The organism is Marinobacter gudaonensis (genome assembly GCF_900115175.1).
Classification (GTDB): Bacteria; Pseudomonadota; Gammaproteobacteria; order Pseudomonadales; family Oleiphilaceae; genus Marinobacter; species Marinobacter gudaonensis.
Map to the genome: position 1 here is coordinate 1,353,076 of NZ_FOYV01000001.1, position 16,178 is coordinate 1,369,253.

At 60.5% G+C, this 16,178-nt stretch carries 16 protein-coding genes; 7 read left to right on the forward strand and 9 right to left on the reverse strand.

The genetic code is table 11. The features are described 5' to 3' along the window. Nucleotides 1-146 precede the first annotated feature (146 nt). Entirely contained in the window at nt 147-638 is a 492-nt protein-coding gene (locus BM344_RS06160) for a nucleoside deaminase (protein WP_228143558.1), read from the forward strand. Here the strand turns inward: BM344_RS06160 and BM344_RS06165 are convergent. Continuing rightward, nucleotides 608-1,474 (reverse strand): DMT family transporter, encoded by an 867-nt coding sequence (locus BM344_RS06165; protein WP_091987250.1) that lies wholly within the window; start codon nt 1,472-1,474, stop codon nt 608-610. The two genes, BM344_RS06160 and BM344_RS06165, sit on opposite strands and share 31 nt — an antisense overlap. A 120-nt stretch (nt 1,475-1,594) precedes the next feature. On the opposite strand from BM344_RS06165, the gene BM344_RS06170 reads away from it, so the two are divergent. After that, nucleotides 1,595-2,506, forward strand: coding sequence for a helix-turn-helix domain-containing protein (locus BM344_RS06170; RefSeq protein ID WP_091987252.1), 912 nt, complete (start codon nt 1,595-1,597; stop codon nt 2,504-2,506). 36 nt (nt 2,507-2,542) lie between these two features. On the opposite strand, the gene BM344_RS06175 is transcribed toward BM344_RS06170, so the two are convergent. Continuing rightward, on the reverse strand, nt 2,543-2,917 hold the full coding sequence (locus BM344_RS06175; RefSeq protein WP_091987254.1) for a hypothetical protein: 375 nt from the start codon (nt 2,915-2,917) through the stop codon (nt 2,543-2,545). Between the two features lie 143 nt (nt 2,918-3,060). Here BM344_RS06175 and BM344_RS06180 point away from each other — a divergent pair, with 143 nt between their 5' ends. Beyond that, a complete protein-coding gene (locus BM344_RS06180) occupies nt 3,061-3,630 on the forward strand; it encodes an NnrU family protein (protein WP_091987257.1) in 570 nt (189 codons plus the stop codon). A 23-nt stretch (nt 3,631-3,653) separates the two neighbouring features. Here the strand turns inward: BM344_RS06180 and BM344_RS06185 are convergent, their stop codons facing one another. The 3 genes from BM344_RS06185 to BM344_RS06195 all read right to left on the reverse strand — a co-directional run bounded on the left by BM344_RS06185 (nt 3,654) and on the right by BM344_RS06195 (nt 8,236). Further along, complete coding sequence (locus BM344_RS06185; RefSeq protein ID WP_091987258.1) at nt 3,654-5,378, reverse strand: BamA/TamA family outer membrane protein; 1,725 nt, start codon at nt 5,376-5,378, stop codon at nt 3,654-3,656. A gap of 47 nt (nt 5,379-5,425) precedes the next feature. Further along, nucleotides 5,426-7,309, reverse strand: coding sequence for a monovalent cation:proton antiporter-2 (CPA2) family protein (locus BM344_RS06190; RefSeq protein ID WP_091987261.1), 1,884 nt, complete (start codon nt 7,307-7,309; stop codon nt 5,426-5,428). A 66-nt stretch (nt 7,310-7,375) separates the two neighbouring features. Next, the gene (locus BM344_RS06195; RefSeq protein ID WP_091987262.1) at nt 7,376-8,236 is read right to left on the reverse strand and encodes a LysR substrate-binding domain-containing protein; all 861 of its coding nucleotides are present in this window, start codon (nt 8,234-8,236) and stop codon (nt 7,376-7,378) included. A 103-nt stretch (nt 8,237-8,339) separates the two neighbouring features. Here BM344_RS06195 and BM344_RS06200 point away from each other — a divergent pair, with 103 nt between their 5' ends. Further along, a complete protein-coding gene (locus BM344_RS06200; RefSeq protein ID WP_228143559.1) occupies nt 8,340-8,699 on the forward strand; it encodes a hypothetical protein in 360 nt (119 codons plus the stop codon). 3 nt (nt 8,700-8,702) lie between these two features. Here the strand turns inward: BM344_RS06200 and BM344_RS06205 are convergent, their stop codons facing one another. Both BM344_RS06205 and BM344_RS06210 read right to left on the reverse strand, forming a co-directional pair. Continuing rightward, entirely contained in the window at nt 8,703-10,727 is a 2,025-nt protein-coding gene (locus tag BM344_RS06205; RefSeq protein ID WP_091987265.1) for an alkyl/aryl-sulfatase, read from the reverse strand. A gap of 7 nt (nt 10,728-10,734) precedes the next feature. Beyond that, nucleotides 10,735-11,643 (reverse strand): LysR family transcriptional regulator, encoded by a 909-nt coding sequence (locus BM344_RS06210; RefSeq protein ID WP_091987266.1) that lies wholly within the window; start codon nt 11,641-11,643, stop codon nt 10,735-10,737. Between the two features lie 142 nt (nt 11,644-11,785). Between BM344_RS06210 and ycaC the strand changes: the two genes are divergently transcribed. Continuing rightward, nucleotides 11,786-12,409 (forward strand): isochorismate family cysteine hydrolase YcaC, encoded by a 624-nt coding sequence (gene ycaC / locus BM344_RS06215; RefSeq protein ID WP_091987269.1) that lies wholly within the window; start codon nt 11,786-11,788, stop codon nt 12,407-12,409. Here the strand turns inward: ycaC and BM344_RS06220 are convergent. Further along, on the reverse strand, nt 12,401-13,015 hold the full coding sequence (locus tag BM344_RS06220) for a pyridoxamine 5'-phosphate oxidase family protein (protein WP_091987270.1): 615 nt from the start codon (nt 13,013-13,015) through the stop codon (nt 12,401-12,403). The two genes, ycaC and BM344_RS06220, sit on opposite strands and share 9 nt — an antisense overlap. A gap of 106 nt (nt 13,016-13,121) precedes the next feature. Between BM344_RS06220 and pdxR the strand changes: the two genes are divergently transcribed. Next, nucleotides 13,122-14,549, forward strand: coding sequence for a MocR-like pyridoxine biosynthesis transcription factor PdxR (gene pdxR / locus BM344_RS06225; protein ID WP_091987273.1), 1,428 nt, complete (start codon nt 13,122-13,124; stop codon nt 14,547-14,549). Then, entirely contained in the window at nt 14,546-15,232 is a 687-nt protein-coding gene (locus BM344_RS06230) for a class I SAM-dependent methyltransferase (RefSeq protein WP_091987274.1), read from the forward strand. The genes pdxR and BM344_RS06230 overlap by 4 nt, the downstream gene beginning before the upstream one ends. Here the strand turns inward: BM344_RS06230 and BM344_RS06235 are convergent. Next, entirely contained in the window at nt 15,195-16,109 is a 915-nt protein-coding gene (locus BM344_RS06235; protein WP_322853413.1) for a LysR family transcriptional regulator, read from the reverse strand. The two genes, BM344_RS06230 and BM344_RS06235, sit on opposite strands and share 38 nt — an antisense overlap. Nucleotides 16,110-16,178: the final 69 nt, after the last annotated feature.

Here is a 16,178-nt window from a genome sequence, read left to right on the forward strand (position 1 = left end):
GTCTGGCCATCCTCTGACCGAAACGTTTTCGTGTATTAAATTGTGAACTCTTCAACCAAAATCATAATCAATGGGCTGGAGGAGCACAAAAAGGCCGCACCCTCTGAATGTACTACCCTGACCATGACAGCTGTGAAGGAGGTCCTGTGATCAACGAAACCGATATGAAACACCTCGGCCGCTGCGTGGAGCTTGCGAGAATGGCCGTAGACAGCGACAACCCGCCGTTTGGCTCAGTGCTGGTTGATGGCACCGGCGCGGTGCGGTACGAGGGACACAATGAAACGGCCGACGGCGACGAGACCCGCCACCCGGAATTCGCGATTGCCCGCTGGGCGGCCGAGAACATGACTCCGGACGAGCGCACTGCGGCCACCGTCTACACCTCTGGCGAGCACTGCCCCATGTGCGCCGCCGCCCACGGCTGGGTCGGGCTGGGTCGCATCGTTTACGCCAGTTCTTCGGAACAGCTTTCGCAGTGGCTGGATGAGCTGCATGTCACGCCGCCACCGGTTGCCACCCTTCCGATCCATCAGGTGGTGCCCGGCGTTCCGACGGAGGGCCCGTTTCCGGCGCTTGCGGAAGCGATTTTCGAATTGCACCGGCGCTACGCCCGGGCCGACCGGAATAGAACGTAATTGCCAAGCAGCGCGAGGAAGGCACCAAGTACTGCAGTCGCGGTCCACTCAAAACCCTCGAGCCAGGTTGATACGCTCAGCGCAACGACAGGGAACAGTACGGTGGCGTAACCGGCCTTGTCGGCGCCCAGGGTCTGGATGACCGTGATGTAGCTGTAGAACGCGATGATTGAGCCGGGCACGGCAAGGAACACCGTTGCCCCCCAGAAAGTGGCTGCCGTAGGCACCACCCACTCCACGCCCTGAATCAGGCACCAGACTCCCAGAATCAGGGCGCCGTAAACCATGGCCCAGGCGTTTGCGAGAAATAACGGTACCTTGGACATCCTCACCTTGATGCTGACCAGGTTACCCATTGAGAACCAGAAAGTACCAGCCATGGCGAACAGAATGCTGGCAGCGGTTGCATTACCCAGCTGCAGATCGTGCCAGAACAGCAGGGCCACCCCGCTGATACCCAGAGCCACCGCCGGATACAACCGCGCGGTCGGCTTGAGGCGCAACCAGAGCCAGCCATTCAACGCATTGAACAGAGCGGCCAGTGAGAACACCACCGCCAGCAGGCCGCTGGTCATGGACTCGGCGGCACGGTAGATCAGCAGGAAGTTCACGCTATAGAGGGTTGCTCCCTGAAGAACGAGCCAGCCGTGCTGCTGGAGCGTGAGTTTCTCAAGCCTGCGCACCAGAGCAAGAACCACCAACGCCACGGCAGAAGCCATGACGAACCGATAAAAAACGGAGAGATCCACCGGAGCTGTTTCAACCTGGAGACGAATCGCGGTCCAGGTGAGGCCCCAGATCAGTACCGTCAACCCGTAATGAACAGAAATTGGCATACCACTGCGTCCTTCCACACTTTGTGACCATCACCAACGGCTGATCAGAGTATGACTGGAGTGACCTCGGAAGCTTGTCAGATCCTGCTGAACCATGGATGATTCCTGCGGAGGCCCTTTATGCAGACTGATCCCGAACCCCTGACAGAACGCCCGTCCAACCGGGATATTGTTGACACCTTGCGCACCGCAGGCGTCGCACCCAAGCGGATTCTGGAACTCGGCCAGGGGCGTGCGCTGGCTCAATGGCAGAACCATCAGGGCGAGGTGCGTTACGAGCGGCCACGGCACCACGCCCTGAGCATTTACACCGACAACGGTCAACAAGCCAGCCGGATAGTGAACGGCAAAGTGGTCAGTCATGGATTTCCCGGGGCCGTTTGCTTATTTCCCGCCGGCAGCCGCTCCCGCTGGAAAATCGATGGTCACTTCGAGTTCTTCCATTTCTATTTCAGTGACCTCGATGTTGCACGGTGCGCGGAGCAGACGCTGGATGTCGACCCCGACAAGTGTCAGCTCTCCGAGCTCTACCACGGTGAGGATCCGGTCCTCGCGCAGGCGGGCAAACTCCTTGCGCTGAGCGACTGGCAGATGGCCGGCCAAACCCCGGCCATGGACCATCTCGCGCAATGGCTTCTGCTTCAGATCGTCAGCCGCCATTCTGACGTTCCACAGAGACTGCCAGAGGTAACGGGACAGCTGGCACTTCAACACCGGCGCCTGCTACAAGAACGCATAAACGATCATCTCAGCGAGCCACTGACTCTTGCAGGCATGGCCAGTTGGGTGAACTTGAGTCCCTATCACTTTGCCAGGCTTTTCAGGGCGACGTTCGGTTGTGCACCGTACCAATACGTTCAGGAGCAGCGATTACTGCGCAGCCGTGACTTGCTGCGTACCAGCCGACTCAAAATCACTGCTGTCGCGCTCACCTGTGGATTCAATGATTCCAGCCAGTTCAGTCGGGCGTTCCGAGCAAGGTTCGGGCTCACGCCATCAGCCTACAGAAGAGAAGCTAACGACGGCTATTAACGTTGGAGCAGACACGGCGGGCAGGAAGGACAGTGGTTACTGAACAAGGCCTGAACGGGGCACCAGGCATTCCATGGCCGTCAGGGTGATATCACGCAATACCGCTCCCGTGGCAACAGGGTCCGGAAAACGTTCGTAGAGCATCCGCCGGCAGGAGGAGGTTCGGGCCTTAGCGGCGCTGACACACGCCTGGTGATGTTTCGCCTGCTCACCCGCGCCTCCCGCGTCCCGGCAAAACTCCGGAATTTGGTTGAAAATCCAGTCCACCGCCTGCGCCAATTCAACCGGGTTGGCGTGCAGGTTAGCCAGGCGGCTGGCATCAACCGGTTCGGGTTGTTCACCGCTCTGATCCCAAAGAACATACAGCAGTGCGGCAGTAACCAGTACAACGGTGACCTTCGGAAACTTCATGGCGCCCTGTGAATACAATGAGTAGGACGCCGATCATAAACGTTCAGGCATCGTCTGTCCCGGTTTCCTGTACTATCCTTCGTTCACACAGCCCGGGGTTCCGGGCTCACTGATACTGGCCCACAGGCAAAGGAGTTCTGCCCATGACCACATTGATTGTCGGTCTGATCCTGTTTGTTGGCGTTCACTCACTGTCGATTATCAACGAACCTTTCAGAAACCGACTCAGCGTGGCCATGGGCGAAGGCCCCTTCAAGGGCCTCTATTCTCTCGTCTCCCTGGCAGGCCTTGTGCTGATCGTCTGGGGCTATGGGGCCGCCCGCATGGATCCGACCGTGATCTACACGCCACCGGGCTGGCTCAAGCATCTGGCCTTCCTGCTTCTGCTCCCTGTCTTCCCTCTGCTCTTTGCCACCTACTTTCCGGGCAGGATCAAGGCAAAACTGGGCCACCCGATGCTGGCTGCGGTGAAACTCTGGGCACTGGCACACCTGCTGGCGAACGGCATGCTCCACGATCTTCTGCTGTTCGGTTCCTTTCTGGCCTGGGCCGTTGCCGACCGTATTTCCATGAAGCGCCGAACCCAGCGCAACATCCCCACCCTGCCAAGCAGCAAGGCCAACGACATAATCGCCGTTGCCGGGGGCCTTGCGGTTTATGTTGTCATGGTGATGTGGGCGCACCAGTGGTTGTTTGGTGTGGCGCCGGCCTGAACAAACCGGCGCGGCCGCGCCACTCAAAACTGGCTACGACCGCGCACCAGAATCTGCACCTCATCAATGCTGTCGTCGCCATCGAGTGGAAAGGCGAAATCCAGGTGCAGCATCCGTTGCACCTCGATGCGGCTGGAGGCCAGTCTTAACCCGAAGCCCACGTCACGGAGTATGCCCTCGTCCGGGCCGCTGTTTCGGCCATCTGTAAACCAGGCGCGGCCGACATCGGTGAAGATCAGGCCACCAAGCCGGAACAGCTTGAACGGGTGCCAATCTGGAAAATAGCGCCGCTCCAGGGTCCAGAGCACGCGCCGATTGCCCTGCTGGTAATCGCTCGGGTACCCGCGCAGGCCGTTGTCACCGCCGATCAGCAACTGTTGATCGGCGGTCAGGTTGTGGGCCGCGGTGAAGGTGAGATTGGTGTACCAGCTGTTCCATTGCTCGGAGCCCCCGTGAAAATACTCAAGCCCAAGGGTTCCGGACAAGTTCTCCACGCGATCCTCGTCCATCCGGTAGGTGCCACTCTGGGCAAGGGAATAACGGGCGTAATTGGTTTCGGTCGCCAGCAGGGCATCCTGGAAGTCCATATTGAGCACCACCCGGTCTTCGGTAGCACCCAGGCCGGAGCCGGAATACCCCAGTTCCGTGCGCCACACAAAACCGTCCCGAACGTCTTCCACCCGTTGTAACCGGGTCAGGTTGGTCATTTCCCGAAACCGGTTCTGGCGATAGTCAAACCCCACCCAGGGGTAGCTCAGGGTGCGGTCTTCCGGAAGTACATCCAGGTTGGGTTCCTCCGGCAGACGTTCGAACTCCAGGGCATCGTACCGGTAACCGGCCAGCAGCCGGAGTTGGCGGCTGCCACGCTCCGCCAGGCGCCAGCCACCGTCGATACTGAAGTGCTCCTGCTTACGGCGATAATCCGCAATGGCCTCGGCACCGACATAACGGGATTCCTCCCGGGTATCGTCCAGGCCGCTGATGCCGAAGCGCCAGGGCGTTGCCTCACTGAAAAACGGGCGCTCGAGGTAAAGGCTCCGGCCCCGCCCATCGCTGCGCTCTTCAAACGAGAAGCCGGACTGCCAGTGCGAGCCCAATACGTTTGGGTCGTCGAAAAACACGCTGGTTTCGGTACGATCCGGATCCTTCTCGTAGGAGATGCCGACGTTCTTGCCAGACCCGATGAAATTCGGATCCGAGAGACCGATATTGGACGTATTCTCACCGCCCGAGCGGGATAGTCCAACACTGGGCAGCAGGGTCCAGGTGTCCCGGGTAAGTACGCTAACCTCCACTTCGTCACCACAGACCCGGGTAACGCCCACCCAGGCCGCCGTCAGATACTCCCGCTGCCGGAGCACACGCTCGGATTCGGAAATCAGCCCGGGTTGGTAAAGATCGCCTTCCTCAAACACCAGCTGCGAACGCAAGGCCGATGTCCAGGTGGGCGTATTCAGTGTATTCAGGGTCCGGTACAGAAAGTTGTCCTGGTCCGGATCGCTGGTATCAAAGATCGGGCGCCGGAGTATCCGGATCTCGCCGATACGGGCGCCCTCGGGTATCACCAGATCGCTCTGGCGGGCGAGTTGATCCCTGGGTTTGTCCAGATCAATGGCTTTTGGCTGTACCTCGCTGGCAACGCAGTTATCGCGATTGGTCTCGGGCTCTGCGGCCAGACAACTCTCCGCCAGGACCGCCAGGGCCGCCAGGGCCAACCCGGAAACAACAAGGGTTTTGCCGAATACCATACAGACCTCTCAAGCCGAATTGACCACATCGCCCCCAACGCCAAGCATCAACGGGAGGGCGGCCGCCATACCGGCACGTCCTCCTGCTTCGGTTCTTCCCAGTCCTGCTGCATGGCGCTGCTCAGAGCTTCCTCCAGCTTCATGAACAGCTCACCGTAACGTGGACTGAAACGAATGCCTTCCTCAATGTCTTTCCACGCCTCAAACAGCTCATCTTCATGGGCCTTTTCATTGTCCAGGAAGGCCCAGGTCATCTGTCGGGCCCGCATGGGGTGCACGCCCATGGCGGTCAGGGCGTGGCCGCCCAGTTCCAGGGCGGAATGATAGGTTTCACTCACCACATCGTCCGCCCCGGCCTGGCGCAGCCGGTAACCGTGGCCCCGGTCGAAGGCCCGGGCCAGCACCCAGACGCCCGGGAAGAACTGTTTTACATGCTCCACCATCTGCACAGACCGGTCGCGATCGTCAATGGCCACCACCAGCAGCCGGGCCTGTTCAATGCCGGCGGTCTCCAGAAGGTCCGGGCGGCTGGCATCACCAAAGAAACTCTTGATGTTGATTTGCCTGAGGTTCTCGATCTGCTCAATCTCGTGGTCCAGCGCCACAATCGGAATGTTGTTGGCCCGCAACAGGCGGCAGACGATCTGGCCGAACCGACCTACCCCGGCCACAATCACTGGCGCCTGCTCATTAATGTCATCGGCATCACGATCATCGTTCTTGGAACGCCGGTAACGGGGCAATACCACCCGGTCGTAGGCAATGAACAACAGAGGCGTAAGGAACATCGACAGCGCCACCACCAGTGAGAGGAGTTGGGAGATCTCGGTGGAAATCACATGGTTCTGAACGCTGTAGGTGAGCAACACAAAGCCAAATTCACCAGCCTGCGCCAGGCCAAGGGTGAACAGCCAACCGTTGCTGCCGCGCACCCGGAAGACCAGCGCCAGAACCAGCAGGATGGCCGCCTTGACCAGGATAACGGCAATAGCCAGGGAAACCACCGTGCCCCACCGTTCACCCAGCACCGCGAAGTCGATCCCGGCACCCACGGTAATGAAAAACAGCCCCAGCAGGAGCCCCTTGAACGGCTCGATGTTGGCTTCCAGCTCGTGCCGGAATTCACTATTAGCCAGCACCACACCGGCCAGAAACGCACCCAGGGCCGGCGACAGGTTCACCAGGCTCATCAGGGCGGCAATACCGATTACCAGCATGAGGGCGGTGGCGGTGAACACCTCTCGCAAGCCTGACTGGACCACATAACGAAACAACGGGCGGCTCAGGTAATGGCCCCCGACGATCACCGCACCAATCGCTGCGACGACAACAAGACCATGGGCCCAACCCGGCAATGACGCGACCAAGCTCATGTGACCGCCGTGGTTGGCAGACGCGGCGGTCGAGTCCATCAGTTCCGGGATGGCCAGAAGGGGAATCAGGGCCAGCATGGGAATGACCGCAATATCCTGGAACAGGAGAACCGAGAAGGCGCTGCGGCCACCTTCGGTTTTCACCAGGCCCTTCTCATTCAGGGTTTGCAGCACGATCGCGGTGGACGACAGCGCAAAAATCAGCCCGACCGCCAATGCCGTTTGCCACTGCAGGCCCAGCCAGGAAGCTACCGCCATTCCGGCGCCGGTGGTCAGTATCACCTGCAGGCCACCGAGACCCACCAGGCGAACCCGCATGGCCCAGAGTGCCTTGGGGTCCAGCTCCATGCCCACCAGAAACAGCATCATCACCACCCCGAATTCGGCAAAATGCTGGATGGTGGTGGCCTCCTGCCCCACCAGCCCCGCCACGGGTCCAATCAGCACCCCGGCCACCAGGTAGCCCAGCACCGAGCCCAGGCCGAAGCGTTGTGCCAGAGGCACCGCGATCACGGCGGCAATCAGGTAAATAAAAGCGTGAACAAAATACTCGGTCATGAGGGGTTATCCTGGTTCGCAATGGGCCCGGAATTGGCAGCAAAGACGGGCCGGGGACAGTTCAGTTCAGCGTAGACTCTGCAGGGCCTCTTTTACATGCGAGGCGAGAGCGTCGTTCAACGGATCGGATCCGCGACGTACCAAGGCCAGCTGATAGGAGCCAATCGACGGCAGCGCCTCGCCTGTAATCTCACGAAGCGGCGGTTTCACCAGGCTCTTCGGGAACGGGGCGATGGCAAGATCGGCCAGCATGGCCGCCTCCTGGCCAGAACAGTGTTCACAGGTGTAGGCGATCCGATAGGCTATGCCGGCACGATCCAGAGCGCGCAGCGTCATCCGGCGCCAGGCGCAGCCCTCGTGGGCCATGGCCAGGGGCAAGGGCGAGCGCTGGAACGCAGAAGCTCCCTCCCGACCAGCCCAAACCAGTGGTTCCTGATGCACAATCTCGCCGCGGCTGATGCCGGCTTCGTCCGCCACCGTTACCAGAGTCATATCCAGTTCGCCGGCATCCAGCCGTGCCAGATTCTGCTTACTTGAGCCTACAACCACGTCCACCTGAACGGCGGGGTAGCTCCTGGCAAACTCCGCCAGTACTTCCGGCAATATGCGGGTGCCGATGTCATCGGAGGTGCCGATGCCAACCTTGCCCTCAAGGGTTGGCGCGATGAAATGCTGGACGGCCTCCTCGTTCAAACGCAACAGGCGGCGCCCGTAATCGAGCAGGACCTCTCCCTCGGCTGTCAACGTGACCTGCCTGGGCTCCCGGATAAACAGCGTTTTTCCGAGGTTTTTCTCAAGCTGTTTGATCTGCATGCTCAGGGCAGAGGGTGTCCGGTGTACCGCCTTCGCGGCGCTGGTGAAGGTGCCACACTCGGCGATAGCCACGAAGCTTCTGAGTACATCGCTGTCCAGCAATGGAATTTTCACGCGAGCGCTCCCCGTATCCACGTATCCCTATACTGTGCCTTAAGCATAGTTGAACGAGACTTTAAATTCTTTTCGTTTGATTGAAAGTAACGTCACTTCCAGAATGGAGGATGCAGTCAGCCACTGTCGAGCCTGGCTGCTTCGCGGCCAGCACCGCGAACCATTCACCAACTGTTGGGGCGTTACCATGCTCAAGACCACGGAACAGCGTGCAACGGCTTCCATGCATCCCCTTGCAGCGATGTGGGAGCGGTACTCGAGACGCCAGCAGTTCCGCCGCATGGCGAGGCACCTGCTCAGGGAAAAGGACGACACGCTGTCGGATCTGGGCTACGACCGCCATGACCTGGAAGGCGCCCTGCGTCTGCCGATCAGCACGGATGCCATGCAATACATTGAGATGCAGCGCTCGAAGCACGCCGAGGAAGCCCGCCGCCAGCGGCGCCGGGCAACAACGGGTTAACCCTCAGGGGCTGACAAGATTAAACCGGCCTTCGGGCTTATCCAGCAGACTGAAGAATCCGATCAGATCCAGTCTGCTGCCACCAAACTGGATCTCATCACTGAACAGCAGCTCCTTCAGGCCGGCGCGGCCAATCAGCAGGTCCACGAAAAGCGGTCGAGTAACGCTGAGAGAGGCATCCGCCGGGGTATCGGCACTGGCCAGGCGATGATGCAACACCGAATTCTGCAAGGTCAGCAGATAGCTTTCCCCAAGGTCGGTAAAGGTAATCCTGACGGTGGTGTGTTCACCTTCCGCGTCCTCGGCCTTCAGGCGCACCGCCATGCTGTCAAAGAACCGTGACACCGGCGTATTGAGCAGCACCTCCCGCATCACCGCCGGCTGAATGCCCTGCTCCGGTGCACCATGGCGCAGTTCGTAGGCGCCGGTCAGGTAAAAATCCCGCCAGGGTGCGGATTCGGCCTGGTAGCCAAGCTGGTCATACACGTGCGCCAACAGGGCCTTCCCCTGGTCATTCTCTGGATCTGCGAACACCACGTGATTGAGCAACTCGGCAAGCCAGCGGTAGGTGTCATGGGCTTCGGCCGGCTCCATTTCGGCCGCGGCCTGATAGTCCTCCCTGGCTCTCTCCAACACCTTGTCCGCACCGCCCATCATGTCAACGTAGCGACGGGCGGACTCGGGTTCCGGCAGCGGGTTGAGCTGGGCCGGATTGCCACTAAACCAGCCCAGGTAATACTGGTACACCGCCTTGGCGTTGTGGGAGACAGTGCCGTAGTAGCCCTGGTTGTGAAAGGTTTGGCTCAACGCCGGCGGCAGCGTGAGCTGATTCGCGATTTCCCGGGGCGTGGCGCCCTGGTTCATCAGCCGCACGGTCTGGTCGTGAATGAACTTGTAGGTGTCCCGCTGCACAGCCAGGAAATCCTGGACGTTGGCCTGCCCCCACAGCGGCCAGTGATGGCTGCCGAAATAGACCTCGGCGTCGGCAAACAGGGTCCTGGCCTCATCGATATAGCCGCTCCAGAGCCTGGCATCTCGCACTTTGGCGCCCCTCAGAGTATAGAGGTTGTGCAGGTTTCGGCTCACCAGTTCGGCGCCGCAAAACGCCCTGTGCTCTGGCAGGTAAAAGGTGAACTCGGCGGGCGCCTCGGAACCGGAGACCACTTGAAACACCATGGGCACGCCATCCACCACCAGCTCGGTACCAGTCTCGCCAATCAGGTCTGTGGCCGGGGCAAATCCGAAGGTCCCGAAGGCCGGCCCCTTGCCCAGGCCGGTGCCAACGTGGCCGCGCTCATCCCGTGCCAGACGCTTGCCATACATGAACATGGCCCGGCGGGTCATGGCCGGGCCGGCAATGATGTTCTCGCTGGTCGCCTCCTCCTCAAACCCGGCCGGTGCGATGATCCGCAGATTGGCTTTCTCGTCTTCAGACAGATGCTGGAGAACGCCCTGCACGCCTCCAAAATGGTCAATGTGGCTGTGAGTGAACACAATCGCCCGCACTGGCTTTTCGCCCAGGTGCTCCCGGGCGAACAGGAAGGCTTCGCTGGCGGTTTCGCGGGCGGTGAGGGGGTCCACCAGAATCCAGCCGGTCTCACCCTCGATAATGGACATATTGGCCAGATCATAGCCACGGATCTGGTAGAGGCCGTTAGTCACCTTGAACAGACCGTGGATATTGTTCAGCGCGGCTTGCCGCCAGAGGCTGGGATTGACCGAGCCCGGCGCATCCTCGCCCTCGCTGGCGATGAAGTCGTAGGCTGGCATGTTCCAGACCTCCCCGCCCCCGAGATGCGCAATCACCAGATCCGGGTCCTGGGCAACCAGGCCACGCCTGGCGTTCTCGAAATCCTCCCGGTTACCAAATGGTCGCTCTTGCAGCACCTGCCGGTTAGCCTCACGAGTGCTTGCCGTTGGCGCACTGTGCCCGGCGGGATTGGCGCCCGAGGAATCGGCACCGGGGTTGCACCCGGCTACGGCAACACACAAAAACAGAAGAACAACCAACCTGAGGGATAAACGCATAAATATCCTAATTTTCTTGGATTTGAGCGTAGCACTCGGCGAGGAAATCAATAAACGCCCGAACCGCGGGCAACATTCCGCGACGGGAGGGGAACACCAGGTGGATCACTTCCCGCCTGGGCTCCCAGTCCGGTAACAGCCACACGAGCGCACCGTTCGCCAGCTCATCGCCCAGCATGAGCAGGGGTAGCTGCACAACGCCGGCGCCCGCCAGGGCCGCCTTTTTCAGGGCTTCCATATCGGTGGTGGCGTATCGAGGGCTGTAAGCGATGTCTTTCCGCTCCCCGTCCGTATGGTTAAGAACCCAAACCTGATCCGCGAGCGACTGGGAACGCGTCATGGCCGGCCACTGCGACAGGCTCTCCGGCGTCTTTGGCTCTCCACCCATGCGTTCCACGAGCCCTGGGCTTGCCACCAGGCACTGGCCACGATCAGACAGCACCCGCAATACCAGATCGCTGTTCTCGAGAGGCAGCGGCCGAACGCGCAGAGCCACATCCACGCCCTCTGCCATCAGGTCCACCCGCCGGTTGGTGGCTTCCAGCTCCATTGAAACCCTCGGATACCGATTCAGGAACTCACCCACCATTTCGCCCACGTGGAAGTTCAGCAAACCGACCGGACAGGTCACCCGGATGGTCCCGCAGGGCTCTCCTCGCACCTGGTCCACGGCCTCCTGGGCGGCTTCCGCCTCAATCAGCATGGCCCGGCAGTGTTCATAGTACCGCTGGCCAATGTCGGTCACCGAGAAACGCCGGGTTGAGCGGTGCAGCAGCCTTACCCCAAGCCGCTCCTCCAGCCCGGCGATCCGCCGGCTCAGTTTGGATTTGGCGACGCCAATGGCCCGCTCCGCCGGCGCAAAGCCGCCAGCCTCGACGACCTTGACGAAATACAACAGATCGTTCAGATCCTGCATGGGCTAGCCACTGTTCTAAAAATGGAACACTGCGAGTCAGTTTAGCAGTCTTATCGCCCACCAGGCGCTGGTTTAGTCTCAGGTTGTCCCCCGCTGACAAGCGCGTCAGTGGACCGCCATGACCACTCAAAAGGAGACTGATATGAGCAAACCCTATATTCGCCTCGACAAGAACGACGCCGCTGTGCTGCTGGTAGACCACCAGACCGGCCTGCTGTCACTGGTGCGCGATATTGATCCGGACCGGTTCAAGAACAACGTGCTGGCCCTGGCTGACCTGGCGAAGTATTTCCAGTTGCCGACGATCCTCACCACCAGCTTTGAAGATGGCCCCAACGGCCCCCTGGTGCCTGAACTGAAGGAAACCTTCCCGGATGCCCCCTATATCGCCCGCCCCGGCCAGATCAACGCCTGGGACAATGAAGATTTCGTGAAGGCCGTCAAAGCCACCGGCAAGAAGCAACTGATCGTGGCCGGTGTGGTCACCGAAGTCTGCGTTGCCTTTCCGACTCTCTCGGCGCTCGCCGAAGACTTCGATGTGTTCGTTGTGACCGACGCCTCCGGCACCTTTAACGAACTCACCCGGGACTCCGCCTGGGACCGTATGTCTGCGGCCGGCGCCCAGCTCATGACCTGGTTCGGCGTTGCCTGCGAACTGCACCGAGACTGGAGAAATGACATCGAGGGCCTGGGCCAGCTGTTCTCCAACCACATCCCGGATTACCGGAACCTGATGAACAGCTACAGCAAGCTGACTTCAAACTGAGGTCTCGCGCGCTGCCGGCACGGTCCCATGCCAGACCGGCAGCGCCAGATCCTCCGGATCGTCGTTGGGCCCACCGGTCCGGCTTTTGAAGGCCCCTTCCTCAATGGGCACCCGAAACAGAGCCGTCGCCTTGCGCTCTTTCTCGTTGGGTGCCCGTACCTGCTCCCACCGCCCCGGTTCAATCTGATTGATGATGGCCCGGAACGCGGTGTCGAAACTGGCGTCATCCGCTACCGGGAAGGCCCGGCCAAACAGCACCAGCGATTCATAGTTGGCACTGTGATGGAAGGCCGACTTGGTCAGCACCCACTCGTTGGTCACCGCAAACGAAATGCACAGCAGCGCGCCAGAGGCCAGTTGCCTGGACAGTCGCCCACCATTCAGCGTGTGCAGATAGAGGTCATCATCAAGACGCCACACGGTAATCGGGATAATTCGTGGCTCGCCATCCTCCACGAAACCAACGTGGGCGGTTTTCAACCGGTCAATCAGGGCGTAGGCACTTTGCCGGTCGTAGCGGGCCCGTTTTGCGGCGCGCTGCACCAGGCTGCGAGGGCAGGTTCTTAGCGGTGAATCAGTCATCCTGGGGGTATCCGTCGTGGTCATCGTCAACTCCTACACTCTTCTGAAAACAGAAAACTCCTGCTTATTGAAGGCGACTTCTGATACCATCAAAAGATCCAGATTCTGACTTTTAATAGGACCAGTTGCCGTGATTGATGACCTCCGGCTCGACAGCTCACAGCCACTCCAGCACCAGCTTTACCAGAGGCTGTCCGAGCGCATCCTCGACCGGCGTTACCCGCCGGGGCGGCAACTGCCCTCCAGCCGGCAGATGGCAGCGGATCTGGGGATCAGCCGCAACACCGTGAACGCGGTGTACGAACAGCTCAAAGCCGAAGGCTTCCTGCAGAGCCGGCCTGGCAAAGGAGTTTTCGTTCACCGGGACATACGGGCCGCCATCAAACCCGCCGGCGATGGTCTTGCGCAACCACTGAACCGGGGTATGGCCCTGCCCTCACTGCCGGAGCTACCCCGTGCGCGCTCGACCCGGGAGGAAGACGCCAACCTGCCCTTCCAGCCGGGCCTGCCAGATCTTGATGCCTTCCCCATCCGCAGCTGGAACCGCATCCTGCACCATCAGGAAAGCCGTCGTTCACTGCGCGGCTACGACAGTATCCAGGGCTACCAGCCCCTGAGGCGGGCCATTGCCAGCTACCTGCGTACCTCCCGGGGCGTGCGCTGCGAGGAGCACCAGGTGATGATCACCCAGGGCGCCCAGCAGGCGCTGTCGCTCATCGCCGAGGTGTTCCTGCGGCCCGGCGACCATATCCTGTGTGAAAACCCCGGTTACCGGGGGGCCCGCAACGCGCTGGGTCGCTTCGGCCATCCCCTGCGTCCCATCCCCCTCAAGAACCAGGTGCTGGATGTCGACGCCCTACCCGGCCTCGGTGCCGCCCGGCTGCTGTTCTGCACGCCCACGCACCAGTACCCCATGGGCGGGATTCTCGATCTTTCCCAGCGTATGGCGCTGGTCCAGTGGGCGCAGCAAAACGACTGCTGGATCATCGAGGACGATTACGACAGCGAGTTCCACTTCTTCAACAAACCCTTCGCTGCGATTCAGGGCCTGTTCGAAAACGCCCCGGTACTGTACATGGGCAGCTTCAGCAAAACCTTACTGCCAGCCCTGCGCGTAGGTTATCTTGTGGTGCCGGAGGAAGTGGTTGAGCCGATGCTCTGGGCGAAGCAGATCAGCGGCGGCGAATCGCCCCTGCTTGTGCAGGCCGCCATTGCCGAGTTTATCGACAGTGGCCAGTTCACCCGCCACCTGAGGCGGATGCGGCAGCTGTACCGGGGCAAGTGGCAACACTTCCAGCAAGCCATTACCGGCCGGCTTGGCGACAGCGTGCGACCAATTGCCGAAAGCGCGGGCATGCATCTGGTACTGGAAGGAGATTTTGACGACATGGCTCTGAGCCAGTGGCTTCGGAAACAGGGATTCGGCAGCACGCCCCTCAGCGCCCATTTTATTGGAGAGAACGCCCGAACCGGTCTGGTGATGGGGTTTGCCAGCGCCAGCGAGCGAGAGATAACCGCCTGCGTGGACGCCTTGCACAGGAGACTGGCCGCACCATGAGCACCGATAAAGAAGCAGACATCCTGGCCGCCTGGCGTACCAACGCCAAGCCCTGGATTCATGCGGTGGAACAGGCGGGCATTCGCGGCGCCAACAGCCTCACCAGCCAGGCAATTCTGGCTGCCATCAGGGACCACGCGCCGGCGGGCGGCGCCATTCTCGACGCCGGCTGTGGCGAAGGGTGGCTGGTCCGGGAACTGGATCGGCAGGGTTACCGGGCAACCGGTACCGATGCCGTGCGGGCCCTGGTCGATCACGCCCGGAAAATGGGAAGCGGCCAGTTTCACACCCTCAGCTACGATCAGCTCGCCTCCGCAGGCCTAGGCCGTTTCGACTGTGTGGTCAGCAACTTTGCCCTGCTCGGCGACACCTCTGTTTCCGACTTTTTCGACGCTCTGCCCGCGCTGCTGATGCAGGAGGGTCGATGCCTGATCCAGACGCTCCATCCCGTGGCCTGCTTTACAGGCGGGGACTACCGTGACGGTTGGAAACCTGGAACCTGGGCAGGCCTGCCCGGCGAATTCGAAGCGCCAGCACCCTGGTATTTCCGGACACTGGCTGGCTGGATCAAAGCATTCACCGCAGGTGGTATGAAACTGACTGAAATCAGGGAACCGTCAGCCCAGGGCGAATCCCCCCAATCGATCATATTCGTGGCTGAAAATAATCACCAAGCTCCGTAGCCAGGAAATCGAACACAAGCCGAAGCCGCAGGTTCATCCTGAGTTCCCGGTGGGCGACCAGCCAGACATCACCCCCGAAAACCCGATCCGCATATAGCCGCTGTACCCCAGGTTCAGCATCGCCCAGCTCCACCGGCATCATCCCGATGCCGATTCCTGCCTTCACAAGTTGCCAGTGCACCAGATGACTGTCGGTGCGGGCGACAAAGTTGTGGTCACTGAGCGTAATTCCCCGGTGCGCCAACGCGGCAACGTAGGCCTGGTTATTCGACAGAAAACCGATAAAAGGGCCCTCGGAAAGCGCGTCGGGAATGGGCGATGGCAGTGTGGCGACAACATCGGGCGTGGCGTAATGAGTCGCTGAGAACTCACCCACTTTGCGGGCAATCAGATCAGGCTCGGTGGGCCGGAAATTCCGGATAGCGATGTCAGCTGCCTGACGCCTGAGGTCACTGGCCTCGTTGGAGGCTACCAGGCTGATACGAATGCCCGGGTACCGGGTTCGAAGTTTCACCAGAATCGGCGGCAATATCCAGGCCGCCGTGATCTCTGATGCCGTAATGGCGATGTCACCCTCGATGGACGTCGACCGACCGGTTGCGGCCAGCGAGAGGCTGCTTGCTGCCTCACCCATGGCCCGCACATAGTCCAGCAGATCCAAACCAGCTTGAGTCAATTCGAGCCCACGGCCACTGCGCTCAAAGAGCGCCGTGGAGAGTTCCACCTCCAACGCTGCCACCTGCCTGCCCAGGGTCGGCTGCGAAACACCCAGGGCTTTGGCTGCAGCGGACAAAGAGCCCTCCTCAGCGGTCACCAGGAAAGCCCTCGCCCGGTTCCAATCAAAATTGACCGACTGCCAATTCATACGTTTATGCATACCTGAGTTTCATTTTTGGCAATATTACCAACGAAAATGCAGATATAGAATGGCTGCCACTGAACTAGC

Bases quoted from the DNA above. Each gene is read 5' to 3' on its own strand.
- BM344_RS06165 (WP_091987250.1), bottom strand. From the start codon at position 1,474: ATGCCAATTTCTGTTCATTACGGGTTGACGGTACTGATCTGGGGCCTC.
- BM344_RS06170 (WP_091987252.1), top strand. From the start codon at position 1,595: ATGCAGACTGATCCCGAACCCCTGACAGAACGCCCGTCCAACCGGGAT.
- BM344_RS06175 (WP_091987254.1), bottom strand. From the start codon at position 2,917: ATGAAGTTTCCGAAGGTCACCGTTGTACTGGTTACTGCCGCACTGCTG.
- BM344_RS06180 (WP_091987257.1), top strand. From the start codon at position 3,061: ATGACCACATTGATTGTCGGTCTGATCCTGTTTGTTGGCGTTCACTCA.
- BM344_RS06185 (WP_091987258.1), bottom strand. From the start codon at position 5,378: ATGGTATTCGGCAAAACCCTTGTTGTTTCCGGGTTGGCCCTGGCGGCC.
- BM344_RS06190 (WP_091987261.1), bottom strand. From the start codon at position 7,309: ATGACCGAGTATTTTGTTCACGCTTTTATTTACCTGATTGCCGCCGTG.
- BM344_RS06200 (WP_228143559.1), top strand. From the start codon at position 8,340: ATGGAGGATGCAGTCAGCCACTGTCGAGCCTGGCTGCTTCGCGGCCAG.
- BM344_RS06205 (WP_091987265.1), bottom strand. From the start codon at position 10,727: ATGCGTTTATCCCTCAGGTTGGTTGTTCTTCTGTTTTTGTGTGTTGCC.
- BM344_RS06210 (WP_091987266.1), bottom strand. From the start codon at position 11,643: ATGCAGGATCTGAACGATCTGTTGTATTTCGTCAAGGTCGTCGAGGCT.
- ycaC (WP_091987269.1), top strand. From the start codon at position 11,786: ATGAGCAAACCCTATATTCGCCTCGACAAGAACGACGCCGCTGTGCTG.
- BM344_RS06220 (WP_091987270.1), bottom strand. From the start codon at position 13,015: ATGACCACGACGGATACCCCCAGGATGACTGATTCACCGCTAAGAACC.
- BM344_RS06230 (WP_091987274.1), top strand. From the start codon at position 14,546: ATGAGCACCGATAAAGAAGCAGACATCCTGGCCGCCTGGCGTACCAAC.
- BM344_RS06235 (WP_322853413.1), bottom strand. From the start codon at position 16,109: ATGCATAAACGTATGAATTGGCAGTCGGTCAATTTTGATTGGAACCGG.